21 protein-coding genes are annotated in these 22,107 nt (G+C 45.4%); 7 read left to right on the top strand and 14 right to left on the bottom strand.

The genetic code is table 11. From position 1 onward, the window contains the following. Positions 1-302 precede the first annotated feature (302 nt). Positions 303-1,919 (top strand): FAD-dependent oxidoreductase, encoded by a 1,617-nt coding sequence (locus ACOMA8_RS13355; protein WP_421371339.1) that lies wholly within the window; start codon positions 303-305, stop codon positions 1,917-1,919. 132 nt (positions 1,920-2,051) lie between these two features. After that, positions 2,052-2,552, top strand: coding sequence for a GNAT family N-acetyltransferase (locus ACOMA8_RS13350; RefSeq protein ID WP_421371337.1), 501 nt, complete (start codon positions 2,052-2,054; stop codon positions 2,550-2,552). A gap of 256 nt (positions 2,553-2,808) precedes the next feature. Here the strand turns inward: ACOMA8_RS13350 and ACOMA8_RS13345 are convergent, their stop codons facing one another. The 7 genes from ACOMA8_RS13345 to ACOMA8_RS13315 all read right to left on the bottom strand — a co-directional run bounded on the left by ACOMA8_RS13345 (position 2,809) and on the right by ACOMA8_RS13315 (position 6,911). Next, positions 2,809-3,132: a hypothetical protein gene (locus ACOMA8_RS13345; RefSeq protein ID WP_161898754.1), complete on the bottom strand. Its 324-nt coding sequence runs from the start codon at positions 3,130-3,132 to the stop codon at positions 2,809-2,811. Positions 3,133-3,149: 17 nt separating this feature from the next. Further along, positions 3,150-3,740, bottom strand: coding sequence for a TMEM175 family protein (locus tag ACOMA8_RS13340; protein ID WP_161898755.1), 591 nt, complete (start codon positions 3,738-3,740; stop codon positions 3,150-3,152). A gap of 84 nt (positions 3,741-3,824) precedes the next feature. Then, positions 3,825-4,334, bottom strand: a complete 510-nt coding sequence (locus ACOMA8_RS13335; RefSeq protein WP_161898756.1) for a GNAT family N-acetyltransferase — start codon at positions 4,332-4,334, stop codon at positions 3,825-3,827. 1 nt (position 4,335) lies between these two features. Beyond that, positions 4,336-4,557: a hypothetical protein gene (locus tag ACOMA8_RS13330; protein ID WP_161898757.1), complete on the bottom strand. Its 222-nt coding sequence runs from the start codon at positions 4,555-4,557 to the stop codon at positions 4,336-4,338. Between the two features lie 159 nt (positions 4,558-4,716). Beyond that, positions 4,717-5,427, bottom strand: a complete 711-nt coding sequence (locus ACOMA8_RS13325; protein ID WP_421371334.1) for a PepSY domain-containing protein — start codon at positions 5,425-5,427, stop codon at positions 4,717-4,719. A gap of 50 nt (positions 5,428-5,477) precedes the next feature. Further along, the gene (locus tag ACOMA8_RS13320; RefSeq protein WP_421371332.1) at positions 5,478-6,263 is read right to left on the bottom strand and encodes a sulfite exporter TauE/SafE family protein; all 786 of its coding nucleotides are present in this window, start codon (positions 6,261-6,263) and stop codon (positions 5,478-5,480) included. A gap of 180 nt (positions 6,264-6,443) precedes the next feature. Further along, entirely contained in the window at positions 6,444-6,911 is a 468-nt protein-coding gene (locus ACOMA8_RS13315; protein WP_421371330.1) for a MarR family winged helix-turn-helix transcriptional regulator, read from the bottom strand. A 341-nt stretch (positions 6,912-7,252) separates the two neighbouring features. Between ACOMA8_RS13315 and ACOMA8_RS13310 the strand changes: the two genes are divergently transcribed. The 3 genes from ACOMA8_RS13310 to ACOMA8_RS13300 all read left to right on the top strand — a co-directional run bounded on the left by ACOMA8_RS13310 (position 7,253) and on the right by ACOMA8_RS13300 (position 9,881). Next, positions 7,253-9,136: an ABC transporter ATP-binding protein gene (locus tag ACOMA8_RS13310; protein ID WP_421371328.1), complete on the top strand. Its 1,884-nt coding sequence runs from the start codon at positions 7,253-7,255 to the stop codon at positions 9,134-9,136. A 99-nt stretch (positions 9,137-9,235) separates the two neighbouring features. Continuing rightward, positions 9,236-9,634, top strand: a complete 399-nt coding sequence (locus ACOMA8_RS13305; RefSeq protein ID WP_421371326.1) for a DUF6075 family protein — start codon at positions 9,236-9,238, stop codon at positions 9,632-9,634. A 94-nt stretch (positions 9,635-9,728) separates the two neighbouring features. Next, a complete protein-coding gene (locus ACOMA8_RS13300; protein ID WP_161898763.1) occupies positions 9,729-9,881 on the top strand; it encodes a hypothetical protein in 153 nt (50 codons plus the stop codon). Between the two features lie 84 nt (positions 9,882-9,965). Here ACOMA8_RS13300 and ACOMA8_RS13295 read toward each other — a convergent pair whose 3' ends face one another. Next, the gene (locus ACOMA8_RS13295) at positions 9,966-10,196 is read right to left on the bottom strand and encodes a hypothetical protein (protein ID WP_161898764.1); all 231 of its coding nucleotides are present in this window, start codon (positions 10,194-10,196) and stop codon (positions 9,966-9,968) included. Positions 10,197-10,824: 628 nt separating this feature from the next. After that, the gene (locus ACOMA8_RS13290) at positions 10,825-12,393 is read right to left on the bottom strand and encodes a bifunctional metallophosphatase/5'-nucleotidase (protein WP_421371323.1); all 1,569 of its coding nucleotides are present in this window, start codon (positions 12,391-12,393) and stop codon (positions 10,825-10,827) included. Between the two features lie 418 nt (positions 12,394-12,811). Here ACOMA8_RS13290 and ACOMA8_RS13285 point away from each other — a divergent pair, with 418 nt between their 5' ends. After that, on the top strand, positions 12,812-13,132 hold the full coding sequence (locus ACOMA8_RS13285) for a DMT family transporter (RefSeq protein ID WP_421371363.1): 321 nt from the start codon (positions 12,812-12,814) through the stop codon (positions 13,130-13,132). A gap of 74 nt (positions 13,133-13,206) precedes the next feature. Here the strand turns inward: ACOMA8_RS13285 and ACOMA8_RS13280 are convergent, their stop codons facing one another. The 5 genes from ACOMA8_RS13280 to ACOMA8_RS13255 are packed head-to-tail and all read right to left on the bottom strand — an operon-like array spanning position 13,207 to position 18,586. Further along, positions 13,207-14,505 (bottom strand): extracellular solute-binding protein, encoded by a 1,299-nt coding sequence (locus ACOMA8_RS13280; protein WP_161898767.1) that lies wholly within the window; start codon positions 14,503-14,505, stop codon positions 13,207-13,209. Positions 14,506-14,530: 25 nt separating this feature from the next. Continuing rightward, entirely contained in the window at positions 14,531-15,823 is a 1,293-nt protein-coding gene (locus ACOMA8_RS13275) for an MBL fold metallo-hydrolase (protein ID WP_477181486.1), read from the bottom strand. Continuing rightward, complete coding sequence (locus ACOMA8_RS13265) at positions 15,807-16,625, bottom strand: carbohydrate ABC transporter permease (protein ID WP_161898769.1); 819 nt, start codon at positions 16,623-16,625, stop codon at positions 15,807-15,809. Before ACOMA8_RS13265 ends, ACOMA8_RS13275 begins: the two co-directional genes overlap by 17 nt. Before the next feature lie 3 nt (positions 16,626-16,628). Then, a complete protein-coding gene (locus ACOMA8_RS13260; RefSeq protein ID WP_161898770.1) occupies positions 16,629-17,513 on the bottom strand; it encodes a carbohydrate ABC transporter permease in 885 nt (294 codons plus the stop codon). Then, the gene (locus ACOMA8_RS13255; protein ID WP_161898771.1) at positions 17,513-18,586 is read right to left on the bottom strand and encodes an ABC transporter ATP-binding protein; all 1,074 of its coding nucleotides are present in this window, start codon (positions 18,584-18,586) and stop codon (positions 17,513-17,515) included. The genes ACOMA8_RS13260 and ACOMA8_RS13255 overlap by 1 nt, the downstream gene beginning before the upstream one ends. 761 nt (positions 18,587-19,347) lie before the next feature. Between ACOMA8_RS13255 and ACOMA8_RS13250 the strand changes: the two genes are divergently transcribed. Then, positions 19,348-22,020 carry an HAD-IC family P-type ATPase gene (locus ACOMA8_RS13250; protein ID WP_421371314.1) on the top strand — a complete coding sequence of 891 codons (2,673 nt, stop codon included), beginning with the start codon at positions 19,348-19,350 and terminating at the stop codon, positions 22,018-22,020. Positions 22,021-22,107: the final 87 nt, after the last annotated feature.

The following is a 22,107-nucleotide window of genomic DNA, read 5'->3' as shown; positions in this document are numbered from 1 at the left end:
GCCATCACTAATTCCGTAAGCGGTTTTATCCTCATCGCCTCACATTTTTTAGTATAACAGACCTCAGCTCAAATGAGAATGACTCTCAATTAAAAAGGAACATTCCCCACATAAAAATCCCCTAATCTGCCGCCAATCTCAGCTGAAGCTGCCACTTTTTTTCAATCCCTTTTACGCGAGACGTTTTCTTTGCCACCTCCTAGACTTCGCGTTACTATCGAGGCAGAAAAACAACTTGTGTTTTCTTGTTGAGAATCCAAGTTGAACGATCTATAGACCCAATACAAGAGGAGCTGTCTGTTATGAAAATTATCGTTATCGGCGGTGTTGCCGGAGGACCTTCATTTGCTACACGGTTGCGCCGGTTAAATGAAAAACATGAAATCACTTTGTTTGAAAGAGGGGCGGATATTTCCTACGCCAGTTGTGCCTTGCCATACTATCTCGGCGGCGTAATTACGGATCGGGCCAGCCTGATTGAACGGACTCCGGCGCAGTTAAAGGAAAAAAACAACATTGACGTCTTCACTCGTCATGAAGTGACCGCTATTGATCCTGAGGCCAAAACAGTTACTGTCAAAAATCTTACCGACAACACTTTGCGCACTGAAGCTTACGACAAGTTGGTCTTAGCTACCGGCGCGCGGCCAACACTGCCGGAAATTCTCGGCGCTGAGGCAGCTGAAAACGGCTTTGTTTTGCGAAATGTCACAAACGCAGATGCGATTATGGACTATCTAAACAGCCACGATCCTAAAACAGTTACAATTCTAGGTGCTGGGGTTGCTGGTTTAGAAATGGCAGAAAACATGCAGGAACGCGGTCTGGCAGTCACTTTGATTGAACAGCTGCCTCAAGTGGCTTTTCCTTACGATGCTGAAATTGCCGACCTGATTTATGACCACTTGTTGGCAAAAGGGGTTGCTGTCCATCTGAATGCGACAGTTTCTGAGATTTCCGAAAAAGGTCATTTGCTGCAGCTGACAGATGGCACTACAGTGAACACGGATATGATTCTTTTTGCAACTGGTGTCACCCCCAACAATGAAGTAGCAGCGGCAGCCGGCATCAAGCTCAATGAAAACGGCCAGATTCCAGTAGACGATCAACTGCGTACCAACCTGCCGGACATCTATGCGATTGGCGATGTCATCGAAACCACCAGTATCGTGACTGGCTTACCTACACCGAGCATGCTTTCCAGCGCGGCAAATCGGCAAGGCCACCTACTGGCAGACATCGTCAATGGTGATGACAGCCTCCACTACCGGGGATATCTCGGGACTGGTGTCGGCAAGATTTTTGACTACACAGCTAGCTACACTGGCTTAACCGAACACATGCTGCAAGCAGCCGGTATCACCGACTACAAGACCGTGTTCATCACGCCTTTTGATCACGCGTATTTCTATCCTGGTGCCAAACGGCTGAACTTGAAACTGATCTTTGACGCTGCTACAGGTAAAATTCTGGGAGGCCAAGCTGTGGGCGAACAAGGTGTCGATAAACGTATCGGTGAGCTCTCTGTTGCGATCACTGGTGGTCTGACGATTTTCGACTTACCAGATTTGGAATTTCCTTACTCACCGCCATACGCATCTTCCCGTGACGTATTGAATATCGCCGGTTATGTGGGGATCAACCAATTCACCAAAGTTGCCGAAACAATTGCCCTTGCCGATATTCCAGCAGATGATTTGCAAAATGCGTACTTCCTGGATGTTCGTGAATCAGACAAGCCAAAAAGCGGCAGCATCGAAGCGACCGCCAACATTCCATTGAATGACCTGCGAGACCGAATCAATGAGATTCCTCGTGACCGTCCAGTTTATCTGACTTTCCGCAAGGGCCTCAACACCTACACTGCCGCTCGAATCTTAGCCGGCTTCGGCATCAAAGCGCTGTTGATTGAAGAATAAGTCACTTCGCCATAGCACTCGTGACAGTAGCCGGCCCTATGGATGCTGCCACGAAGAAATTACTGAGGCATTGTGCTGATTCCCATGGAAAAGATACGCCTTTGTTTCATGGGCAGATAGAAGGGGGCTCCGATGTTAGATTATTTACCCTATAATCCATTGCTAAATGCTGATGTGCTCACAATTTTTAACGCAAATAGACCTTACCTGGCATTATCAAAAACGATTTTCGACGAAGAATCACTCCTTGCTGATTTACAGCAACGGCCCACCAACATTTTGCCAGAAAATAAGCACTTAGAAGTGATTTACTGTCAGCAACAGGCGGTAGCAATTTTAGACTATTTGACCGGTTACAAAACAGCTGACAGCGTTTATCTAGGACTACTATTAGTAAAAGAACATGGTCAAGGGTTTGGCAAACAGATCGTAAGAGCGCTCATTAACCGCTCGATTGTTGCCGGCTATAAAGAAATTGAATTGGCTGTACTGACTGAAAATAGAGCTGCTCTTGTTTTTTGGCAGCTATTAGGCTTCACTATTTTTGACACCGTCGCTTATGAAAAAGACTTAAAGGTGCATAAAATGCAACTAAGATTATCGCCTCTTACTAGCGAAGAACACTTCCTTTAATCCAAACAAATTCTCTACTTGATTTGGTGATCTGCAGGTAACATACAATTTCGTGAACTCACTATTTGAATGGCGTGATTTTTGCAGGGAATTCTTCTTTTTAGCAAAGCTTTATAAATTTATCGTATCAAAATGACCAGTCGCATCTGCATTTTTCCGCAGACGCGACTGGTCATTTGAATTTATTCTAGAGCTTGATGAGTTGCTTGCACATTATCGAAAAAAATTTCTCTTAACTGGCCAGTATAACTGACCCTCATGGCTTACTATCGTCATTCCCGTGTTCAAATCCATCAAAGCTTTCACCGTCGTAATATTTCAGCAAGTCTTCATAGGACAACAAAGACGAGGTCATAGCATCTTCTTCATTTTCTTCCTCGATTTGCGTTGCCAGCTGTTCTTCGGCGTATTCCTGATAGACTTCCAGTAAGTTCCGATACAAAGCTTGCACCGAGTGAGCTTCTGCTGCCAAAAAAGGCAATTCCCGAATAAAGCCCCGATACACTGGAATTCCGGCTTCAATCTCCACCGGCAACTCGATGACAGTCAACTTCAGTGCGTCAAATTGTTGGTTGAACATCTGCTTTCCCCTCGCTTTTACTCGTGCTCCCCACGATGGATGAATTGCTCAATTTGTTTTTCCGGAATAAACCACATCAAAAGCATCAAGCCGTTTACTACCAGTACAGCGACTGGATGGATTAACCAACCACAGAGCAATGCCAGCACATTCATGAACAATGTAATTTTCATTTTCCGGTAGTTTTGGAAGAGCCGTCCAATTGCCGAATTTTTACCATTGCAGCGTACGAGCGCCACTCCCAGAAGCAAATAGCCCAAATCAGCACCAAAGATCACTCCGCCATACAAAATCTGAGGCGCCAATGAGGTAGGATAGTCTACCACCCAGTCGGTAGCAAAGGGAAACAAACTCATCATTAAAATAAACAGATTATTGGCCCACAAAACCCAACCATCGACTTTTTTTACGATATTAAACAGGTGATGATGGTTGTTCCAATAGACCGCCAACGAAACAAAGCTGATTAAATAGATAAAAAACTGGTGGCCAGTTCCTTCAAAAGCTTGCCAAGTATCATTGGCTGGCTCTCTCAATTCTAAAACTAATAATGTCATCACAATGGCAATCACTGCATCGGTAAATGCTTCAATTCGTGTCTTCGGCATAGCCGGTTCACTATCCTTTCTCTCTGTCTTTTTATGAATCGAGCGGCTACTTTGTTGTCACAGCCGCTGCTTGAGCTTTGCGATTTATTCGATATATAATGTTCCGGTTACTTCTTTTAACGCATCCGGCACCAGTTGGATTCCCAAAATAAACTCATCAGGAATCTCAGAACCATTGGCGATCCCCAGATCAGCCGCCGATTGGAACCCGTAGCGCTTATAATAATCAGGATTGCCTACAAGAAAAACTGCTGAATGCTCTAGTGTCAGCGCCTTGTCAAAAGCCGCCTGCATGAGTTTGCCGCCGATTCCCTGATTGCGATAATCAAAAGCCACTGACAACGGTGCCAGCAATAAGACGCCATGCTCGCCTTCAGTCGTTTCAATTCCTCGTTTGGTCAGCATCACATGACCGATCAGCTTCCCTTTGTCTTCTGCAACAAATTCCAATTCCGGTAAGAAACCTGACCCCTTTCGCAGCTCTTCGACAAACTCCTGCTCCGTGCCGTCTGACACCTGAGCCGTTTTGAAGGCTTGCTGAACCAAGTCATAGATTGCTGGATAATCTGCCTTTGTGGCTTGTCTAATTTCCATTCTATCTTTCCTCCTCTGTCGAATCCTCATCCATTACACGCCGCAAGACATCATTCAAAATGTCTTCTTGAGTCAATTGTTTGATTGCCTTAGCCAGAAGTTCTTCGTCCACTTCCAGGATGGAATCTTCCGCCAGCCCGTTTTCTGCAACGAACTCTTCTGATAACGGCAATAATACGCGGTTATCCACCTTCATCAAGCGGCGTTTGCGCTTTTTATTCATGACTTCCACCCCCTCCTAGAGTATAACAAAAAACCTTTGAAAACTGCTTTTTTTACTTTTTGTAAGTCCGTTGGTCAAGAAACTGTTTATTCCACAAAAATACCGGGAGCCTGCTTGTAGTGTGGCCCCCGGTACCTCTGATTTGCGGATAGGTCAGATTTAATCGTGATCGTCGGCGACAGTTCGCAGGTATTCTCCGGTCTTGGCATCAATTTTGACATCCTGCCAGTGACGGTCTTTGTTGAATTTAACACTCCAAATCACATACCCGTCATCTTCATCTAGTTCGATTTTCACCAGAGAATAACCCTCTGCCCCGTACTTATCAGCTACTTCAGCTGCAGCTTCCATAGTAATGACCTCATCTATCGGCAATTGGTCTTCTTGCCAATCGTCGTTATCGCCGTCATCCTCTAAATCTGATTGATGGTGAACTGTATCTGCCACAGCATCAATAGTCACTTCGTATTCACCCTTGGCATCTTCCCCTTCAATCTTGAAGCGCTTGGTTTTTTGTCCTTGATACAAGCCTTGTGCTTCCCACTCTAACTCGTGGATTGCTGCAGCGGGGTATAGTTTTCTAAACTTAGCGACAGCTTGCGTATAATCGACTTTTTGATCCAGCACCTCTGAAACAGCCGTATCTTTTGAAGTCATCTGAGACGAATCTGAGCTTGCCGATGATGACGCAACAGAGGCAGTAGTGTCTTCCTGATCAGTAGCAGCACTACTCGTCGCTACTGTCACACCTTCTGTAGTGGAAGCTGCTGCGCTGTCAGACTGACTGCTGCCGGTAGTCTTATTGTCTGAACAGCCGGCTGCCCCCAAAAGAATCGTTGCTCCCAGTATTAAAATCAGTGTTCTCTTCATAGTTGCCTCCCTTTCTTATTTCCTGTTTCTGAGCAATTGCCAAATCAGACTTACTTTTGCCAGCCTAAAAAGACTCCAATGCCATTAAAAATATTTATCGCCAATACGAAAATCAGTACTACCTGATAAATAATCCGTACTTTTTTTGCCGAGAGGATTCCACTAAAAGTAGCCCCCATAAACCCACCGACAATCGCCGCCGGAATGATATAAAACAGCATCGTCAAATCATACCGTTCAAACCCGAGGGTAGCAGCTATCGTCACTATTTTCGCCAGTTGGGAACAAAAGATCGTAATAATCGAATAAACTGTCGCAGCTTTGATTTCCATGCCAAAACACAGCATCAGCAGTGCCACATTGATTGGGCCGCCACCGATTCCTAAAAAACTAGCCAAAAATCCTAGAATCCCACCAGCCACGATATACCACGGAGTCTTTTTTAAATCGAGATTTCGCCGTCCATCAGAAACCAGCCAGGCAAAAGCAATCGTTAAAACCGTAATTACAATCTGGGTCAGCTGTACCGTCTCTTCTGCTGCTACAAGTTTTAACAGGCCTTCAAATGCCAAATTTCCTAAAATTCCGCCAGAAACAGCACCAATGGAAATCAAACCAGCTTTCTTGTAATCAATCGTCATATTTTTCCGCTGCCGCAGCGTAGATACAATCGACATGGTAAACACTGCCACTGTCGAATAAAAGGTGATAGCCGGCACCGAGTCGGCTCCGATGGCATCGAAGACCGGCTTGATGATCACGCCACCGCCCATCCCTGAAATCGCGCCGATTGTGTTTGCTAAGATGATGATAAAAGCGTAAAGAAATCCAATCATTTTTTACCTCTTCATGTTATTTTCTACCCTTATTATACGAGACCCAGTATTGGAAATCTAGACCATCAGCTGTTTTCAACAAGGCTCTCCGCAAAGCTCGTCTACCACACCTGCTTTGAGTAGCTAGTCGACACCTTTTATAACAAAGAATTCGCAAGCTGCTTTTCTTCACTGTCCACTTTACAAGTACCGTTCATCGACTTTTTCCTGATTTAGCTTGGCTAATAATTGAGCCAACTCTTGTCTTTCCGATAAACTCAAAATATCAAAAAAGGCTGCCCCTTGATCTTGGCGCTCTTTTTGCAGCTCTTCAGCAGCTTTTTTACCAACTTCTGTCAGCTGATAGCGATTGCGTCTGCGATCATCAGGATCCTGTTCTTTGGTAACTAGTTGTTTTTGTTCCAACTTGGTGAGGACTTCACTTAATGACGCCGGTCGAATTCTCATACGTTCCGCCAGTTCTTTTTGACTGATTCCATCGTGGCGCAGCAACAGCCGTAATAGTCGTTCTTGCCCCGGCGCAAGTTTATCTTGTGCTCTCTTTTCCCCAGCTGCTTCTTCTGACTGAGCCATACTTCTACGGATTTGTCGGTTAATTTGCCAAAATGCGTCTAACAATTTCTGATTGCTTCCTTCTGCTTCTGCCATTTTATTTTCGCTCCTTTGGTCTCTTTTTCAGTTAAACTGACCATTATCAGCAAAATCTGCTATTTATTTCCAGTGTATAAGATTTCCTTAATCCGGTCAATTAGTTAGGTACCTTCCTATTTACAACAGCAAGCAAACAAGTTATAATAGATAGGTACCTAACTAAATGGGGCGTTGGACCAACAATCAGCTGCTAGTGAGAATTCCCTGCTGATTGGACCGTTTTCTGCGGACACCTAAAAATCGATTCAAAAGTAAACACTTCGTATCGGTGTCTATTACAGGATAGTCCTTCACAATAATGATAGTCACTCACTTTAAGAATAAAAGGAGGAATCGCCATGGCTCGTATGCGTTTTGATCAACAACCTGAAAAAATGCCCAAATTGACCTGGCCGTTTGTTACTCGGATTTTAAGCTATTTCTCTCCTTATCCGCTGCGGTTTTTCGCAGTCATTGCACTGATTCTCACCAGCTCTGCTTTAGGACTGGTCCCTCCGTTACTGATGCAAAAAATCATTGATGTGGCTCTGCCGCAAAAAGATCTGAGTTTACTGGCAATCTTCATCGGCTTATCCATGTCGGCTACGATTTTACTCAATTTATTAGGAGTAGCACAGGGCTACCTCAGCACCTGGATTGCCAAGCAGATCACCTTCAATATCAAAAATGAAATCTACGGCAAGCTCACACACATGCCGCAAAGTTTTTTTGCCGGACTGAAGGAAGGGGAAGTCCTGACTCGTCTCACCAGTGACGTGGACGGCATCCAACAAGTCTTCCAGTCCACTGTCGTCAATGCCCTCACCAGCGTTTTTGTCTTAGCGACTAGCTTAGTGGCTCTCTTTGGCCTCAATCCAATCTTAGCATTGATCAGTGTCGCTACTATCCCGCTGTTTATTCTGCCGACCCGAAAAGTCGGTAAGCTTCGCTGGCAGATCACTTCTCAAAGCCAAAAACAACTGAGCACGCTCAACTCCCATGTACAAGAAAGTCTCAGTACTGGCGGCAGCCTGTTGATGAAGCTTTTTACCAATGAACAAAAAGCCTACGATGAATTTGTCACAGTGAACAGTGAAGTCACTCACTTGCAGGTCAAAGAAACACTGGCAGGCCGCTGGTTTCGAATGGCAATGTCCGTCTTCACAACGATTGGCCCGATGCTGGTTTATTTAGTTGGTGGTTTCTTACTGACTAAAGATCAGATTACCATTGGCGGCATTTTGACTTTTGCCACGTTGTTGGGCCGGATGTATAATCCCGTGACGCAACTTTCCAATATTCAAGTAGATTTCATGCGCTCTTTTGCACTATTTGACCGGATCTTCGAGTATCTGGATCTGACACCAGAGACCACCTGGCCTCTTGACAGTGAGATAAAGACACCTGCAAGTGCGGCTGACTCTATTTCAGAAGGCCAGATTCGTTTTGAAGAAGTCGACTTTAGCTATGGTCAAAGTGCGGCTTTACAAGGAATCGACTTGACTCTTCCTGCTGGTCAGATGACAGCCATCGTGGGACCATCTGGGGCCGGCAAGTCAACTCTCACTAACCTATTGCCCCGCCTCTATACGCCAACTGCCGGGCGCATCACCATTGACGGCAACGATATCGCGCAGCTCCCTCTTGATACACTACGTCGTAAGATTGGCATGGTTAGCCAGGAAGCTTTTCTTTTCAACAGTACCATCCGGGAAAATCTCCTTTATGCCAAACCGGAGGCCACCGATGACGAACTGGTTGCGGCTGCCAAAGCGGCTTATATCCACGAGTTTATTGTGACACTTCCGAAAGGCTACGATACGCCAGTCGGCAACCGGGGCGTGAAGCTTTCCGGCGGTGAAAAGCAACGGTTAGCCATTGCTCGAGTTATCTTGAAAGATCCTCAGATTCTGATTTTAGATGAAGCGACGGCTGCCTTGGATGCATTGTCGGAACACTATGTCCAAAAAGCCATGGATCAGCTGATGAAAGGTCGCACCGCCATCGTTATCGCCCACCGTCTGTCTACGATTGCCAATGCCGATCAGATTCTCGTTATGGATCAAGGGACAATCGTCGAACAAGGCAGCCACGAGGAATTATTGGCACAAGCCGGTCTTTACCACAAACTCTACCAGACCCAATTTAAACTTGCTCAGACTGAAATCACCGCCTCCCTTACCAATGAGTTGGTCGATGCTGACACTATTTCCCAGCCAAATGCAGCGGATTGTGCTGCCTGACCCTCTCATTTTTTGAAAAAAATTGTGGTGCCGATGCCTCCTGTTACCGCTTCCTCATAGCCTGAGCTATAATGGAATAAACGACAGGAGGTTAGCACTATGTTCAAAAATAAGCTTCACAGTCAAAGATACTTGGAACTTTTGAAACGTTGGCAGACCGATACCGTATCCCCTGAATTGATGGCTTTATTTTTTCTGATAGCTGGCTCAGACCCGCTATATCAACAAGCTGATGCAATCATCGACTTTGACAATCAGCGCCTAAAAATCACTCTTTCCAATGAAATTTTCTCCGCAACTGATAGCGGGGCTAACTTGCTGACACTGACGCTAACTCTTTTTGACAACACCGTTGATCACGGCAAAGACGATCCGGTCACACTTTTAGGCAACTTGTCAGAGGAAGATTATGAACTGGCAGTCAATGCGCTGCATGTCCGCTTTAATAAGATGGAATTTGTTACTTATCAATATGATCCAGTGGAAGATTTCAACTGATTACTGTCTATCAGATACTCCTGCACATTTAAAAGTCAGGTGCTTTATTTGGCAAATTCATACGTACGGTTTATAAGAAAAGAGAGGACGTAACATGGTTAAAAAAATGCTTGGTAATTTGGTAGCTTTTGCCGCCTTTTTAAGCCTTTATATTGGCGGGCCTTTTGTGCTGTTGTTGTTATTGTCTGTAGCGTTATATGCCGGTGATCTACTCATCAGCCAACTGCGAACCTCCCGAGCTAGCTGATCTGTCCACAGGCTGTGAACACTTCTCATTATTAAGAGCAAAAAAACACCGAAGCTCATCAATAGCATGAGCTTCGGCGTTTTTTTATGCTTGCTGCGTAATCTTCGCACGATACCCGTGGCTGTCCAGAAAATCGATGATCTCTGTCAGTTCATTGCGGGCGAATGCTGTCTTTTGACAGACAGTAACCGTTTTACTGAAGGGTAACCCTTTTTTCTTCGTTCGATAGACATAACAAAGTTCATGATCGACTTCAATCGGAACCTCTTTGTTGCAGTTTTCTGCCACCAGGGCAAAAAGCGTCTGCCAATCCAACGTCTACACTTCCTTTCACCAAGGCTCGGATCATTTTCCCAGCCGTTGTTTCACTCCATGGAGGGAAGTATACCCACATTGTTCTTAAAAAGCCAGTCAGGTAAGAGAAATCTTACGCTAGTTTTACTCATTCTTTATCATCCGCAATTTTCAGAAATTTTCACGTTGTTTCTTGACCGTTTTTTAATGACTAACTGGCGACTACTAAGAGCAGTTCTTGTAGTGGCCTTATCAGCTGATTCACAGCTTTTTAGTTTGCAGCACTAGAATGGTCTGTTCAGCTTGCCATTATTTTTCCCTTGCACCATAGCACCGGAAAGGGGAATGTGACATAAGTTGAGTCACCGTCCTACGAACCGAACAATACCAAACGTGAGTTGCAAGCAAAAGCCGACGATCTTCCATTAAAGTCATTGGAAGATCGTCGGCTTTTCATTGCTAAAATTTCAAAAGCTGACTAATTCACTTCGCTTTACACGTATGGGTATGTTTTCTCTTCGGACTAAGACATCAAGCTGGTCACAAATCTTTCCCATCCGCATATTTTTTATTCATTTGGGTTAAACATCTGCTCTTTAGCACTCGGATATTACTTAGGTCACATTCCCAAGGTTTATCTAATTCATACTCATTGTTCCGGCAGCACCAAAAAATTATTATTGACGGTCGCTTGGAGCACTGGATGCTCCCGCAAATAGTCGGCAATCAGTTCGGTCATGTCGATTTGGACTTCCCGAATGATTTTTTCCGGTGTGAACATGGCATAATTGCCACCGCCTACTGCCCGGTACTGATTGACTACGACTTCCAACTTTTCGTCAGCGGTAACATCGTGACCTTCAAACTGTAGCCGAGTCACTCGCTCTCCTTTAGGCCGAGTCAAATCCAAGGTGTAGTCGACCCCTTCGTACATATCATAATTGTAGTACTGCGGTTTTGGTTTGATAAAGCGCGGATTGAAGATCAGCTTGCCACCTTCTGCCAACTGAAGATAATCAGCCGTTTGTTCCAAAGCTGCCCGCAGATCGCTACCACTGATTTCAGAGACTGCCAGTGTATTGGGATAAATATAATTGGTGATGATGTCTCGCATGGTGATGGTTTCCCCAAAGCCGCGGCCTTCGTTGTTGAACAGCGCCGTACCGGATACTTTGGCTTGACTGGCTGACAATTGGACCTTATTGATGAATTCTACATACGGATGTTCGTGGAAGCGGGCCATCATGGGATCTGTGATGCGCATATCTCCTTCGACTTTTCCCACCGGTTGATCCAACCAGACTTCCAAATCCTGGTTCAACTGCTCCACGGCAGCCATGATTTTTGCATCAGGTTTTGAATCAGTAACGCTATGAATCGCGGCGGTAGAACCAATCACGCGTACATCACCACTTGCATCTCGTTCAAGCTCTAGCTGAATCTCGCCAACAAATGCCCCTCGATGTCCCGGTTGGATCACTGGCACGCCGTTGATTTCCGCCGCAATTTCCCGGTGTTGATGACCAGTTACCAGCGCATCGATCCCTTTTACTTCTTGAAGCAGCTGGTAGCCTTCATTTTCTCCAGTCAATAATTCAGTCGCTTCACCGGTTTTTAAATCCCGCTCAAAGCCGCCATGATACGCAACCACCACGACGTCTGCCAATTCCCGCAGCTTCGGTACGTATTGCTTGGCTGTCTCTACCAATCCTTTAAACTGCAAACCTTTGATTGTTCCGGGCTGTTCCCAATGAGGGATGTACTGGGTTACAACACCTAAAATCGCTACTTTGAGACCGCCTTTTTCTAATATCACATAAGGCTGGCCAAAAAAAGGCCGGCCATTTGCACCTAAGACATTTGCTGCCAAGATCGGATGATTGTAACTTGCGATGGCTTGTTGCAGATAATCCATGCCGTAGTTGAACTCGTGATTGCCCAAAATCCCCACATCATAGCCCATCTGATTGACGACTTGCGTTAGATCCGCCGCCGTATGCTGTGCCTGTTTTGCCACATAATAGCTCAAAGGCGACCCCTGGATAAAATCCCCATTTTCGATTTTGATCACCGGATCAGTTCCGCTGGCTGCTACCAGTTCTTTCATTTTCGTCGCCGCTTTTGCCGCGCCAAAAGGCAGATCCAGTCCCGGCTCTGCATAGTTCGTCGGCAGGACATACCCGTGCATATCACTGGTAGCCAATATCGTCAATTTCATGTAAAACAGTCCTTCTTCGTCAAATTGGAGCTATTGTCGTCAAACTGACTGTTTTGCAGCCGTTGCGACACTTCTCCTCACTCTGCCATCTTAACAAAAAAGAACCGATTTCAAAAGTGAATCGACAGAAAAACACTGTCCCTCACAAATTTCCTATCTGTTTTTCTCTTCAAAAATCTCGCAAGTTGACTTTTAAATCCCACGTGCTAGAATAGCATGGAAATCAATAATCAATGCACGCTGCTGCCGGGCAGCGCAAAGAGGCCATCCATTCCGTCAGGTCATAGTAGGAATGGATTACCTCTTTTTTATTTTGTCTCGAATGGAAAAAGCCAGCTCCCTTCGCCGCAAAGCAACAGGCGGATTTCAAAAAAGCCACCTAAAATAGGCGTGGCTCTGAAAGAAAGGATGATCGATGATGGCATGGTTAGATTTGATTTTAGCAGGAGGTTTGGAGGTTTTCTGGTCAACGATGATGAAACAAAGCAATGGTTTCAGTAAGCTGAATTACAGTCTTTATTGTGTACTGGGCATGATTGCCAGCTTTTACTTTCTCTCCAGAGCGATCAAAACACTCCCCATGAGCCTCTCTTACCCAATTTGGACGGGTATCGGCGCAGTTGGCTCAATTATTATTGGTGTCATTTTCTTCCATGACAAACTGGCACCTGTCACTTGGCTGTTTGTCGGTTTGTTGCTGGTAGGTATCATAGGCATCAAAGTAACTGGCGGACATTAAGCAAGCAGTCGTTTGCATTAAGCGCAAAAAAACAGCCAACAAGCAAAATGCGTGTTGGCTGTTTTTAATGGCTCTTATTGGTTCCAAGCGTCTGCCAATTCAGAAACGCCTTGTTTGATCAAGTCGTCTGTCTTGCCGTCAGGATTAGACAAGATGTTTTCCATGATTGTACGAACTTGGTTGTAAGCAGGGTCTGCATTTTCAGTTACAGGCAATGCGAACAAGTCTTTTGTTGCTTCTTCCAAGATAGCTGGTACTTTAGTTTCTGTAGAAGATTTGTATTCATCAGATTCCAATACTGATTCAACGATTGGCATATAACCAGTCATTTCAGCCCAGTACAATTGTACTTCAGGTTGTGCCATATATTTCAACAACAGGTAAGCTGCTGTTTGTTGCTCTGGAGTTGCTTCTGAGAACATGTAAACGTCTGTCCCTTGTTGGATATTTTTCTTGTCAGGACGAGGTGCTACGCCATATTCGAATTTACCTTCTGTATCGCTCTTCACATAGCCTTCACCAGCGATTGAACCAACGAACATAGCAACTTTTTCATTGGCAAATGGGCCAGACAAGTATTTGTCAGAGCCTGCGATACGCATTGAACCGTCTTTGATGCCTTCCAAATAGTAGTCGATAACTGCTTTGGATTCATCACTAGCAAAATCAAGGTCTTTGGTGAATTCTACGCCTTGGTTTTCCATACCGATCGTGTAGTAGTTGTTCAGAGAGTCAAAACCACCACCGACAACTTCATGGTTGGATTTTTCGTAAATGTCTTTACATGCTTGAGCAAATTCTTCCATAGTTGTTGGTACTTCAACGCCGTATTTTTTCAGCATATCTGCATTGTAAACCAATGCTTCTGTTGATTTGTTGAATGGAATACCGTATTGCTTGCCGTCAATTTCCGCACCTTTCAACAGTGGTTCGCGGATAGCTTCTTGTTCGCCCCAGCCGATGGTCTTGTCGTCCATGAATGGTTTCAAGTCTACCAGCATGTCTTCTTGCGCTGCATTCCACAACCAGCCTGGATAAGCTTGAGTGATGGTTGGCAGATCTTTTGGTGATTGCAGTGTTGAGTTGATTTTCGCTTGCATATCAGAGTATTGACCTTGGTTTTGCAGAGTAACTTTGATCTTTGGATTTGCTTTCATGAAGTCGTCGGTGATTTTTGTCAACGCTTCTTCTTGTGCACCGTTCATTGCGTGCCAGAAAGTGATCTCAGTATCCTTGGTGATTTCAGTGACGATTTTGCTGTCGTCGCCTTTTGAATCGCTGCCTTTGCTGTCATTGCCTGAGTTGCCGCAAGCTGCTAATGCAACCATCGCTGCTGCAGCCAACATCACAGTACCCATTTTTTTGAACTTCATTTTTGACTCTCCTTTAAAAAAGTTTTTATGAGATTGTCTCCCCACGAGTGGGAAGAATCCTTTCGCCATACGGATTCACCAGTTTTTCCGGTTTCAAAGTATGGATTGGAACCAAAGTTTTCGGTTGGATCATGTCGATAATCTTTGCTAAATCAGCAGGAAACGCATGACCCGAGCAAGCCAATCGTACAAATTCCACATCCAGGCTTGCCAAAAGATCCAAAAAGACTTGATAGGCGGGGTCAAAATCTCCCAACGGCTGGGCGTCGATATGGAAATACATACCGCCTGCCTGCAGGTTTTCAAAACCGTCGACTATCTGCCACAAATACTGGTGATCGTCTGTTAACAAGACGGCCAGTGGAATTTCTAATTCGTCAGCCAATGCCTCAATCCGGTGGGTCGGATCTGCGTAATAATAGTTGGCATTGATCCCTAAAACTTCTTGTAACAAAGCCGCCATGTTGGCTTCCAATACTACTGTTCGTGGCGACAACTCAACGATTTTAGCAAAACGCTTCACGTTAGCCGGGTAGCCATTGAAGGTTAATTGCCGCTGCGGATTCTCGTTTTCCAAACGAACCAACTGCTGTACCAAGTCTGCTTCGCTGACAATCTTGATCGTTTCAGTAGGATCTTCCGGACGGTCGTCAAAAGAGATACTGACGCCTTCCATCATCAAAAGATCACAGCCTTTTGCTCTTTCACAAAAATCAAGGGTCAGCTTTCGATCATAGCCGTGCAGACGCAAATCACCGGTGTACACCAGAAACTTGTCCGGGGTGCGGATTAACAGTGCCGCCGCCCCATAAGCATCGTGATCCACCGGCAGAATCGTCACAGTGATTTCACCGATTTCAACGACATCACCAGCGTTTAGCCCAATCATGTTCCGCGTAAAGTTGGCTGCTTCAAACGGCGAAGGAATCAAGAAATCCCCATTGCGGTTCAAGGAGCGCAAGATTGCATCGGTTTCCTTCAATGTATACAGAGGAATCGCCGGATCCAAGTAATTGATCATTTTAGAATGATCCAAATGTGCGTGAGACAAGAAGACAGCAGTGTGCTGAAAATCTGCCACAGCTGGTCCTTGGTATTCATAACCTAAGCGCGGATCATAAATATCTTTGAGCTCTGGGATCAAACGATTGTCCAACAGCGTAGACAGCTGATCGTCTTTTAAGCCCAGTTCGGGACGATATTCCGTGCCAAAGTCAAAAAAGATGTGGGCATCCCCGTAGCGGACTTCGATGACCGTGCCGCCGATTGTGAGGATACCGCTGTGAAAAGTGACGGTAGTTTTAGCCTTTGATTCCATTTTTTGCCACCCCTCGGATGATTTCTTTGCGGAACACGAAGTAGATGATCAAGATTGGAATGACTGTCAGTGTGGCTGCGGCCAACTGCAGGTGCACGTCACTGCCGCTTTCAGTGGTGAAAGCAGACAATCCGTTGTTCAATAGACGGTGGTCTTTGTCATTGGTTACCAACAATGGCCACAAGAAGGAATTCCAACTAGAGATAAAGGTCAAGATTCCTACCGTCACCAGCGCTGGTTTGATCATCGGGATCAAAATGCGCCGGATATATTCCAAATCACTGGCGCCGTCGATTTTAGCCGCTTTGTAATAAGACAGGGAAATCCCGTTTAGATAGCTGTTCAGATAATAGATATAGAAGATACTGGTCAAAAAAGGAATAATCAACGCGGCATAGGTGTTTAACAGGCCTAGCTTTGCGACGGTATTGAAGTTTGTAAAGATGATGGACTCATAAGGCACCATCAATAAAGAAACCATAATCGCGATTACCACTTTTTTGAATTTGAATTCCAAACTAGTCAGTGCAAAAGAAGCCAACACCGCTGTAATCAATGTCGCAATCGTCGTCACTGCTGAGACGAACACGGTATTGAAGAAGTAACGGACAAAAGGCGCTTTGTCAAAGACATCAATAAAGTTTGAAAACTGGAAGCTTTTCGGGATGATGGTCGGCGGAATGCTGGTCACTTCCGAGCGGGTCATCAAGCCCCCCAAGATCATATAGATGAATGGGAAAACAGTGATGATGGCCATCACGATCAAAAAGATCATACAGATGATATTTACGACTCGTTTCACGACTTATTCCCCCACTTTCTTGATGATTTTTCGTTGGATAAAGGTACAAGCCAGAATCACTAGGAACAAGACCACTGTTGCGGCCATAGCCACGCCCGGACGTCCTGCGATATGGAACTTGTCGTAAATGTAGTACACCGCGGTAACCGCACTTTTGGCGATCCCAGGTTGACCGGCAAACAAGGCATACACTTGGGTGTACACTTTGAAGGCACCGATGATATTGACCGTCAATAAGAAAGTCATCGTCGGAATCAATTGCGGCAAGGTGATGCGGCGGAAAATCTCGCCGTCTGTTGCACCAAACATCTTGGCAATCTTATAGTGCTCTTCGTCGATATTGCGCAGACCTCCCAACAAGATGATGATATTGAAGGCCAGTGAGCTCCAGATTCCGAAGATAATCAGTGTCGGCATTGAAAGATCGACACTGTCCAACCAGTTGAGTCCTTTGATACCAAAGAAACTCAACCCGTAGTTGATAATCCCGTAGTCACCGTTGAAGAAATAGCGGAAGACAATCCCGATTGCAATCGTACTGGTAACATAAGGCATGAAGAAAATCGTTTCAAAAAAGCTCTTGTGTTTCACTTTTTCAAAGATGATCCAAGCAATTCCCAAACCGAGAATCAATGCAATTGGCACCGTCAAAAAGGCATACCATGCCGTGTTTTTCAACGCCCGCCAAAACACTGGATCGCTTAAAATCTTTTCATAGTTTTCCAGCCCCGCCGGTCGCATATTGATCAGCGAGCCTTTTTGGAAACTCATCGCAAAGGAACGAATCAATGGATAGATGGAAAATACCAAAATGATCACCAAAGATGGCAGAAGGAAGAGCCAAGCTTTGGGTTGGTTTTCCGGGTTGTAGTTGTTCTTCTTGAACATCAGTAGATCCTAGTCCCGTCTTCTTTAAAGATAAAGGCCTTTTGATAGGCAAAGTCAAAGGTCAGCTCGGCTCCTTCTTGGATCTCATTTTCGATGCTGACGATAGATTTCAAGTGATGGCTACCAATCTCAAAGTTCAAGATTCGTTCGCGCCCGATCAATTCTACCCCGTGAACAGTCGCGCCAAACGCCCCTTCACCGGCCACTGGCAGTACATCTTCTGGGCGGATACCCAACACATAGTTGCCATCTGGCATGTTTTCTTTGAAACGTTCTGCCACAAAGCGGTCGACAGGAACACTGAAGGCTTCATAGTGCATTTGGCCGTCACGAACTTCTACCGGCAGAATATTGATGATAGGATTTCCGATAAATTGTGCAACAAACAGGTTAGCTGGTTCCAAGTACAAGTTTTGCGGATCGTCGTCTTGTTGGACAACCCCTTCATTCATCAAGATGATTTTGTCACTGATGGAAAGTGCTTCTTCTTGGTCGTGGGTAACAAAGATGGTCGTGATTCCGACCTCTTTTACCAGACGACGGATTTCTTCACGAATCTTCAGCCGCAGACGAGCATCCAAGTTACTCAGTGGTTCATCCAAAAGCAATACTTCTGGATTTTGTACCAGCGCACGAGTGATCGCGACACGCTGTTGTTGCCCACCAGAAAGCGTCCCGGGCTTTTTGTCTCGCAATTCTTCAATGTTGGTAAGCTTCATATATTTTTCGGCGATTGCTTGTGCTTCTTCTTTGGTCTTTTTATTTTTACCAACAGTCAGAGGAAACATGACATTTTCAAACGTCGTCATATGAGGATACAGCGCATAGTTTTGGAACACAAAACCGATATTACGGTCTTTTGGTTCTGTCTTGACCACAGAATTACCAGAAAATTTGATGTCTCCAGATGTCGGTGTCAACAAACCAGCGATCATATTCAAGATCGTGGACTTCCCACAACCGGAAGGGCCAAGCAGACAGACGAGGTCGCCTTTTTCGATGGTGAAGTTCACCGACTTCAGTGCCTCGAACCCGTTATCGAACACTTTTTTCAGATTGATAACTTCAATCATTAGAAATCCTCCATTACCATTTTTTAGCATACGAGCCTATTTTATCATTTTTATCTTGTTATAATTTATAAAGTTTAATGAGAGGCATTTCCTATAACTCTCATCATTTTGCAAGGAATACTTTCCAAAAAAATGACAGTTCCCAACAGAGCAGGCTTCGTATGCCCCCAGCGATTATAAATCATTCGTTATGATAGTGAAACAGTTAACACAGACTGCTTTATCCGTCAAAAAAAAGCAAAAAACGAAGTAAAATCGAATGATTACTGCCCTTTTTGCTTGCCCCAAGGAAAAATATTTTTGCTTTCTTTTATCTCAGAAAAATAGCCCCGAAAAAAGAACCCATCCTTTCGTTTAAGTTATTTTTACCTTTCTAACCAGGTATTCTCACTCGCTATTATTTCATAAAAAGCAATTTAAATAAAACAATTTGACGATTTAAGTTTTTCTGTGCTATTTTAGAGTCACGGAGAAATGACGATTGTTTTTTACGAGTTGTTGCTCTCAATGTTGCAGATTTTGATCATATGGAGGTGGAAAGACCTTATGGACGAAGACGCCGAGGAGACGTCGCCAAAAAAATTTTTCTATAAACTTGCTTATTTCCAAAAGGAATAGCTTTCTTTCAGTGCGTCACAGCCCCGGTTGCCGGTGAAGTGAGGTGCTTTTTTCGCATACCGAAAAAGGTGCCTAGCCACGCTTTTCATGACGGGCAGTGTTTTACTTAAGACTCGCTAAATTTGAAAGAAAGAGGAAATGACATGAAAAATTTGATTCAGCAAAATTTACAGGAACTGCAAGAGACATTCGGTCACGAGGATTTCGAGGAGGGCCTGAGTAGCGAAGAAGCTGCCAGGCGCTTGGCGCAGGAGGGTCCCAATCGTTTGGAAAGCAAACGAATACCAAAATGGCAACTGTTCCTGCGCCAATTTCACAATATGATTATCTATATTCTGATGATTGCTGCCTTTCTGACCTTATTGATGGGCCACTATGGAGATGCGGCGATCATTGCCTTGGTGATCATCATCAATGCCTTTATCGGTTACTACCAAGAAGCCAATGCCTCGGACGCTTTAGAACAGATCAAAAATCTGCTGACACCGATTGCCACCGTCTACCGCGATGGCACCCGGTGCGACATTCCCGCTGAGGACTTAGTTACCGGCGACGTCGTCTTTTTGGAGGCGGGAGATCAAGTTCCCGCAGATTTAAGACTCGTGGCGGTCGATAATCTGCGGATTGAAGAAGCTTCCCTGACTGGTGAAGCAGACTCCGTTGAAAAAAGTACGGCTCCACTTTTTGGTGATCCTCCCTTGGCGGAGCGCACCAATCTGGCTTTTGCCTCCACATCTGTGACCAACGGGTCGGGGCTGGGGGTGGTCAGCGCCACCGCCGCAAACACTGAAATCGGGAAAATCTCCACCGAAGTCGCCAATGTTACTCAGCGGCGCTCTCCACTGATGCAGCAGATTGATAATCTGGGCAAAGGGGTGTCTTATGTTGTATTAGCTGCGGCGATTCTGCTTTTTATCTTGGGATTGCTGGGCGGAACCTATGCTGTCTCGGCTCTTTCACTGGCAGTCGTCACCATGATTGTCGGTTCGATACCTGAGGGTTTGCCAGCCACGACTTCGGTCATTTTGGCAATGGGGGTCAGCGACATGGCCAAAACCAAGCACACCATCGTCAAAAGTCTGCCAGCTGTCGAAACGCTGGGCTCAGTAGACGTGATTGCTACCGATAAAACCGGTACATTGACCAAAAATGAAATGACCGTTACCGATGTTTATTTAGCCGAAACCTGCTACCAAGTCACGGGCAACGGCTATGCCCCTGAAGGAGAATTGCGCAGGGAAAAGACTGACGACACTCCCCATCATGATGCCCAACTGGCATTATTTGTCGAAGCCGCTTACGAAGCCAATGATACTGAACTTTCCTACGAAAACGGTGTTTGGCAAATCAACGGTGAACCAACAGACGGTTCATTTCTGACATTGTATTACAAACTGATTCCTTTCCCCCAACGACCGAAAAACCAGGAATTGGATTTTCTGCCCTTCGATTCAGAATACCGTTTTATGGCTAAATTGGTTCGCACGACTGAAGGGCAGACACGTTTGTTCATGAAAGGCTCACCGGATAAACTGCTGCCGCTGGCGACAGCTTCTAACCCTGATTTTGCCACCGCAGCGTGGGAACAAAGAATCACCCAACTCAGCACCCAAGGCAAACGCGTGGTGGCAGTCGGCTATCGAGACCTCCCCACAGAAATAACTGCCATCACGCCGGAACTTCTACGCCAAGGAATCAATTTTCTCGGCGTTGCCGGGATTATCGACCCACCTCGAGAAGAAGTCGTCAGTGCCCTTAAAGAAATGCGGCGAGCAGGCGTGGCCGTTAAAATGATTACCGGTGATCACCCTCTGACCGCTCAGACCATCGCTGAAAAATTGGGGTTGGCTCCGCGAATTCAAGTCATCACCGGCCCGCAATGGGACACTTTGGGAAAACAGGAAAAAGTCAGCGCCGCCGCAACCCACCAAGTGTTTGCCCGCACCACACCAAAAAACAAGTTGGAGATCATTGAAGCCTTGCAAGCAGATGCTAAAGTGACTGCCATGACCGGCGACGGGGTCAACGATGCCCCCGCTCTGAAACGGGCGGATATCGGTGTGGCTATGGGGATTAAAGGAACCGACGTAGCCAAGGACTCAGCAGATATGATTCTAGCCGATGACAACTTTGCTACGATGGCCGCAGCAATCAGAGAAGGACGACGAATCTACGACAATATCAAGAAGAGTATTTTATTCTTGCTGCCAACATCTTTTGCGGAAGGATTAATCATTGCTTTCACCATTCTGATGCAAAAAGAGATGCCACTAGCTGCTACTCAGCTGCTTTGGATCAACATGGTATCCGCCATCACGATTCAATTTGCCTTCATCTTCGAACCGGCAGAAGCAGGTATCATGAATCGCCCACCGAAAAAGACCGGGACTGCCTTGATGGATCGCCACGACATCATCCAAATGGCGTATGTCTCAGTCTTGCTGGCGGTAATCGGTTTGACGGCGTATGAATGGCTATTGGGTCGCGGGGTAGATACTACGACTGCCAGTACGATGCTGGTAAATATCATCGTCATGAGTAAGATCTGTTACCTGTTCAACATCCGCACCAAGGATTTTGCCTTCTCAAAAGCCTTCTTCAGCAACAAAATGGCCTTCGTCATCATCGGAATCATGTTGCTGTTGCAGCTTTTACTGACTTATCTGCCCTTGATGCAACAAGCTTTTCATACCACCGACATGAGCCTGTTGGAATGGGGCATTGCTCTGCTGGCAGGACTATTGACATTAGCGGTTACTGAGTTGGATAAGTTGGTTCGCAGCCGGATAAAGGGTGCCGTCGAACTGTCCAGATAAAACCAAAACAGCCTAAACAAACACCTTTTTGGTTATCTGTTTAGCTGTTTCATAGGAATAAAAGAACCCCGAGACCTGTAAGTATGG

This window comes from Enterococcus infantis (genome assembly GCF_049166715.1).
GTDB lineage: Bacteria > Bacillota > Bacilli > Lactobacillales > Enterococcaceae > Enterococcus_C > Enterococcus_C leclercqii.
This window is presented reverse-complemented; position numbering and strand designations above follow the sequence as displayed.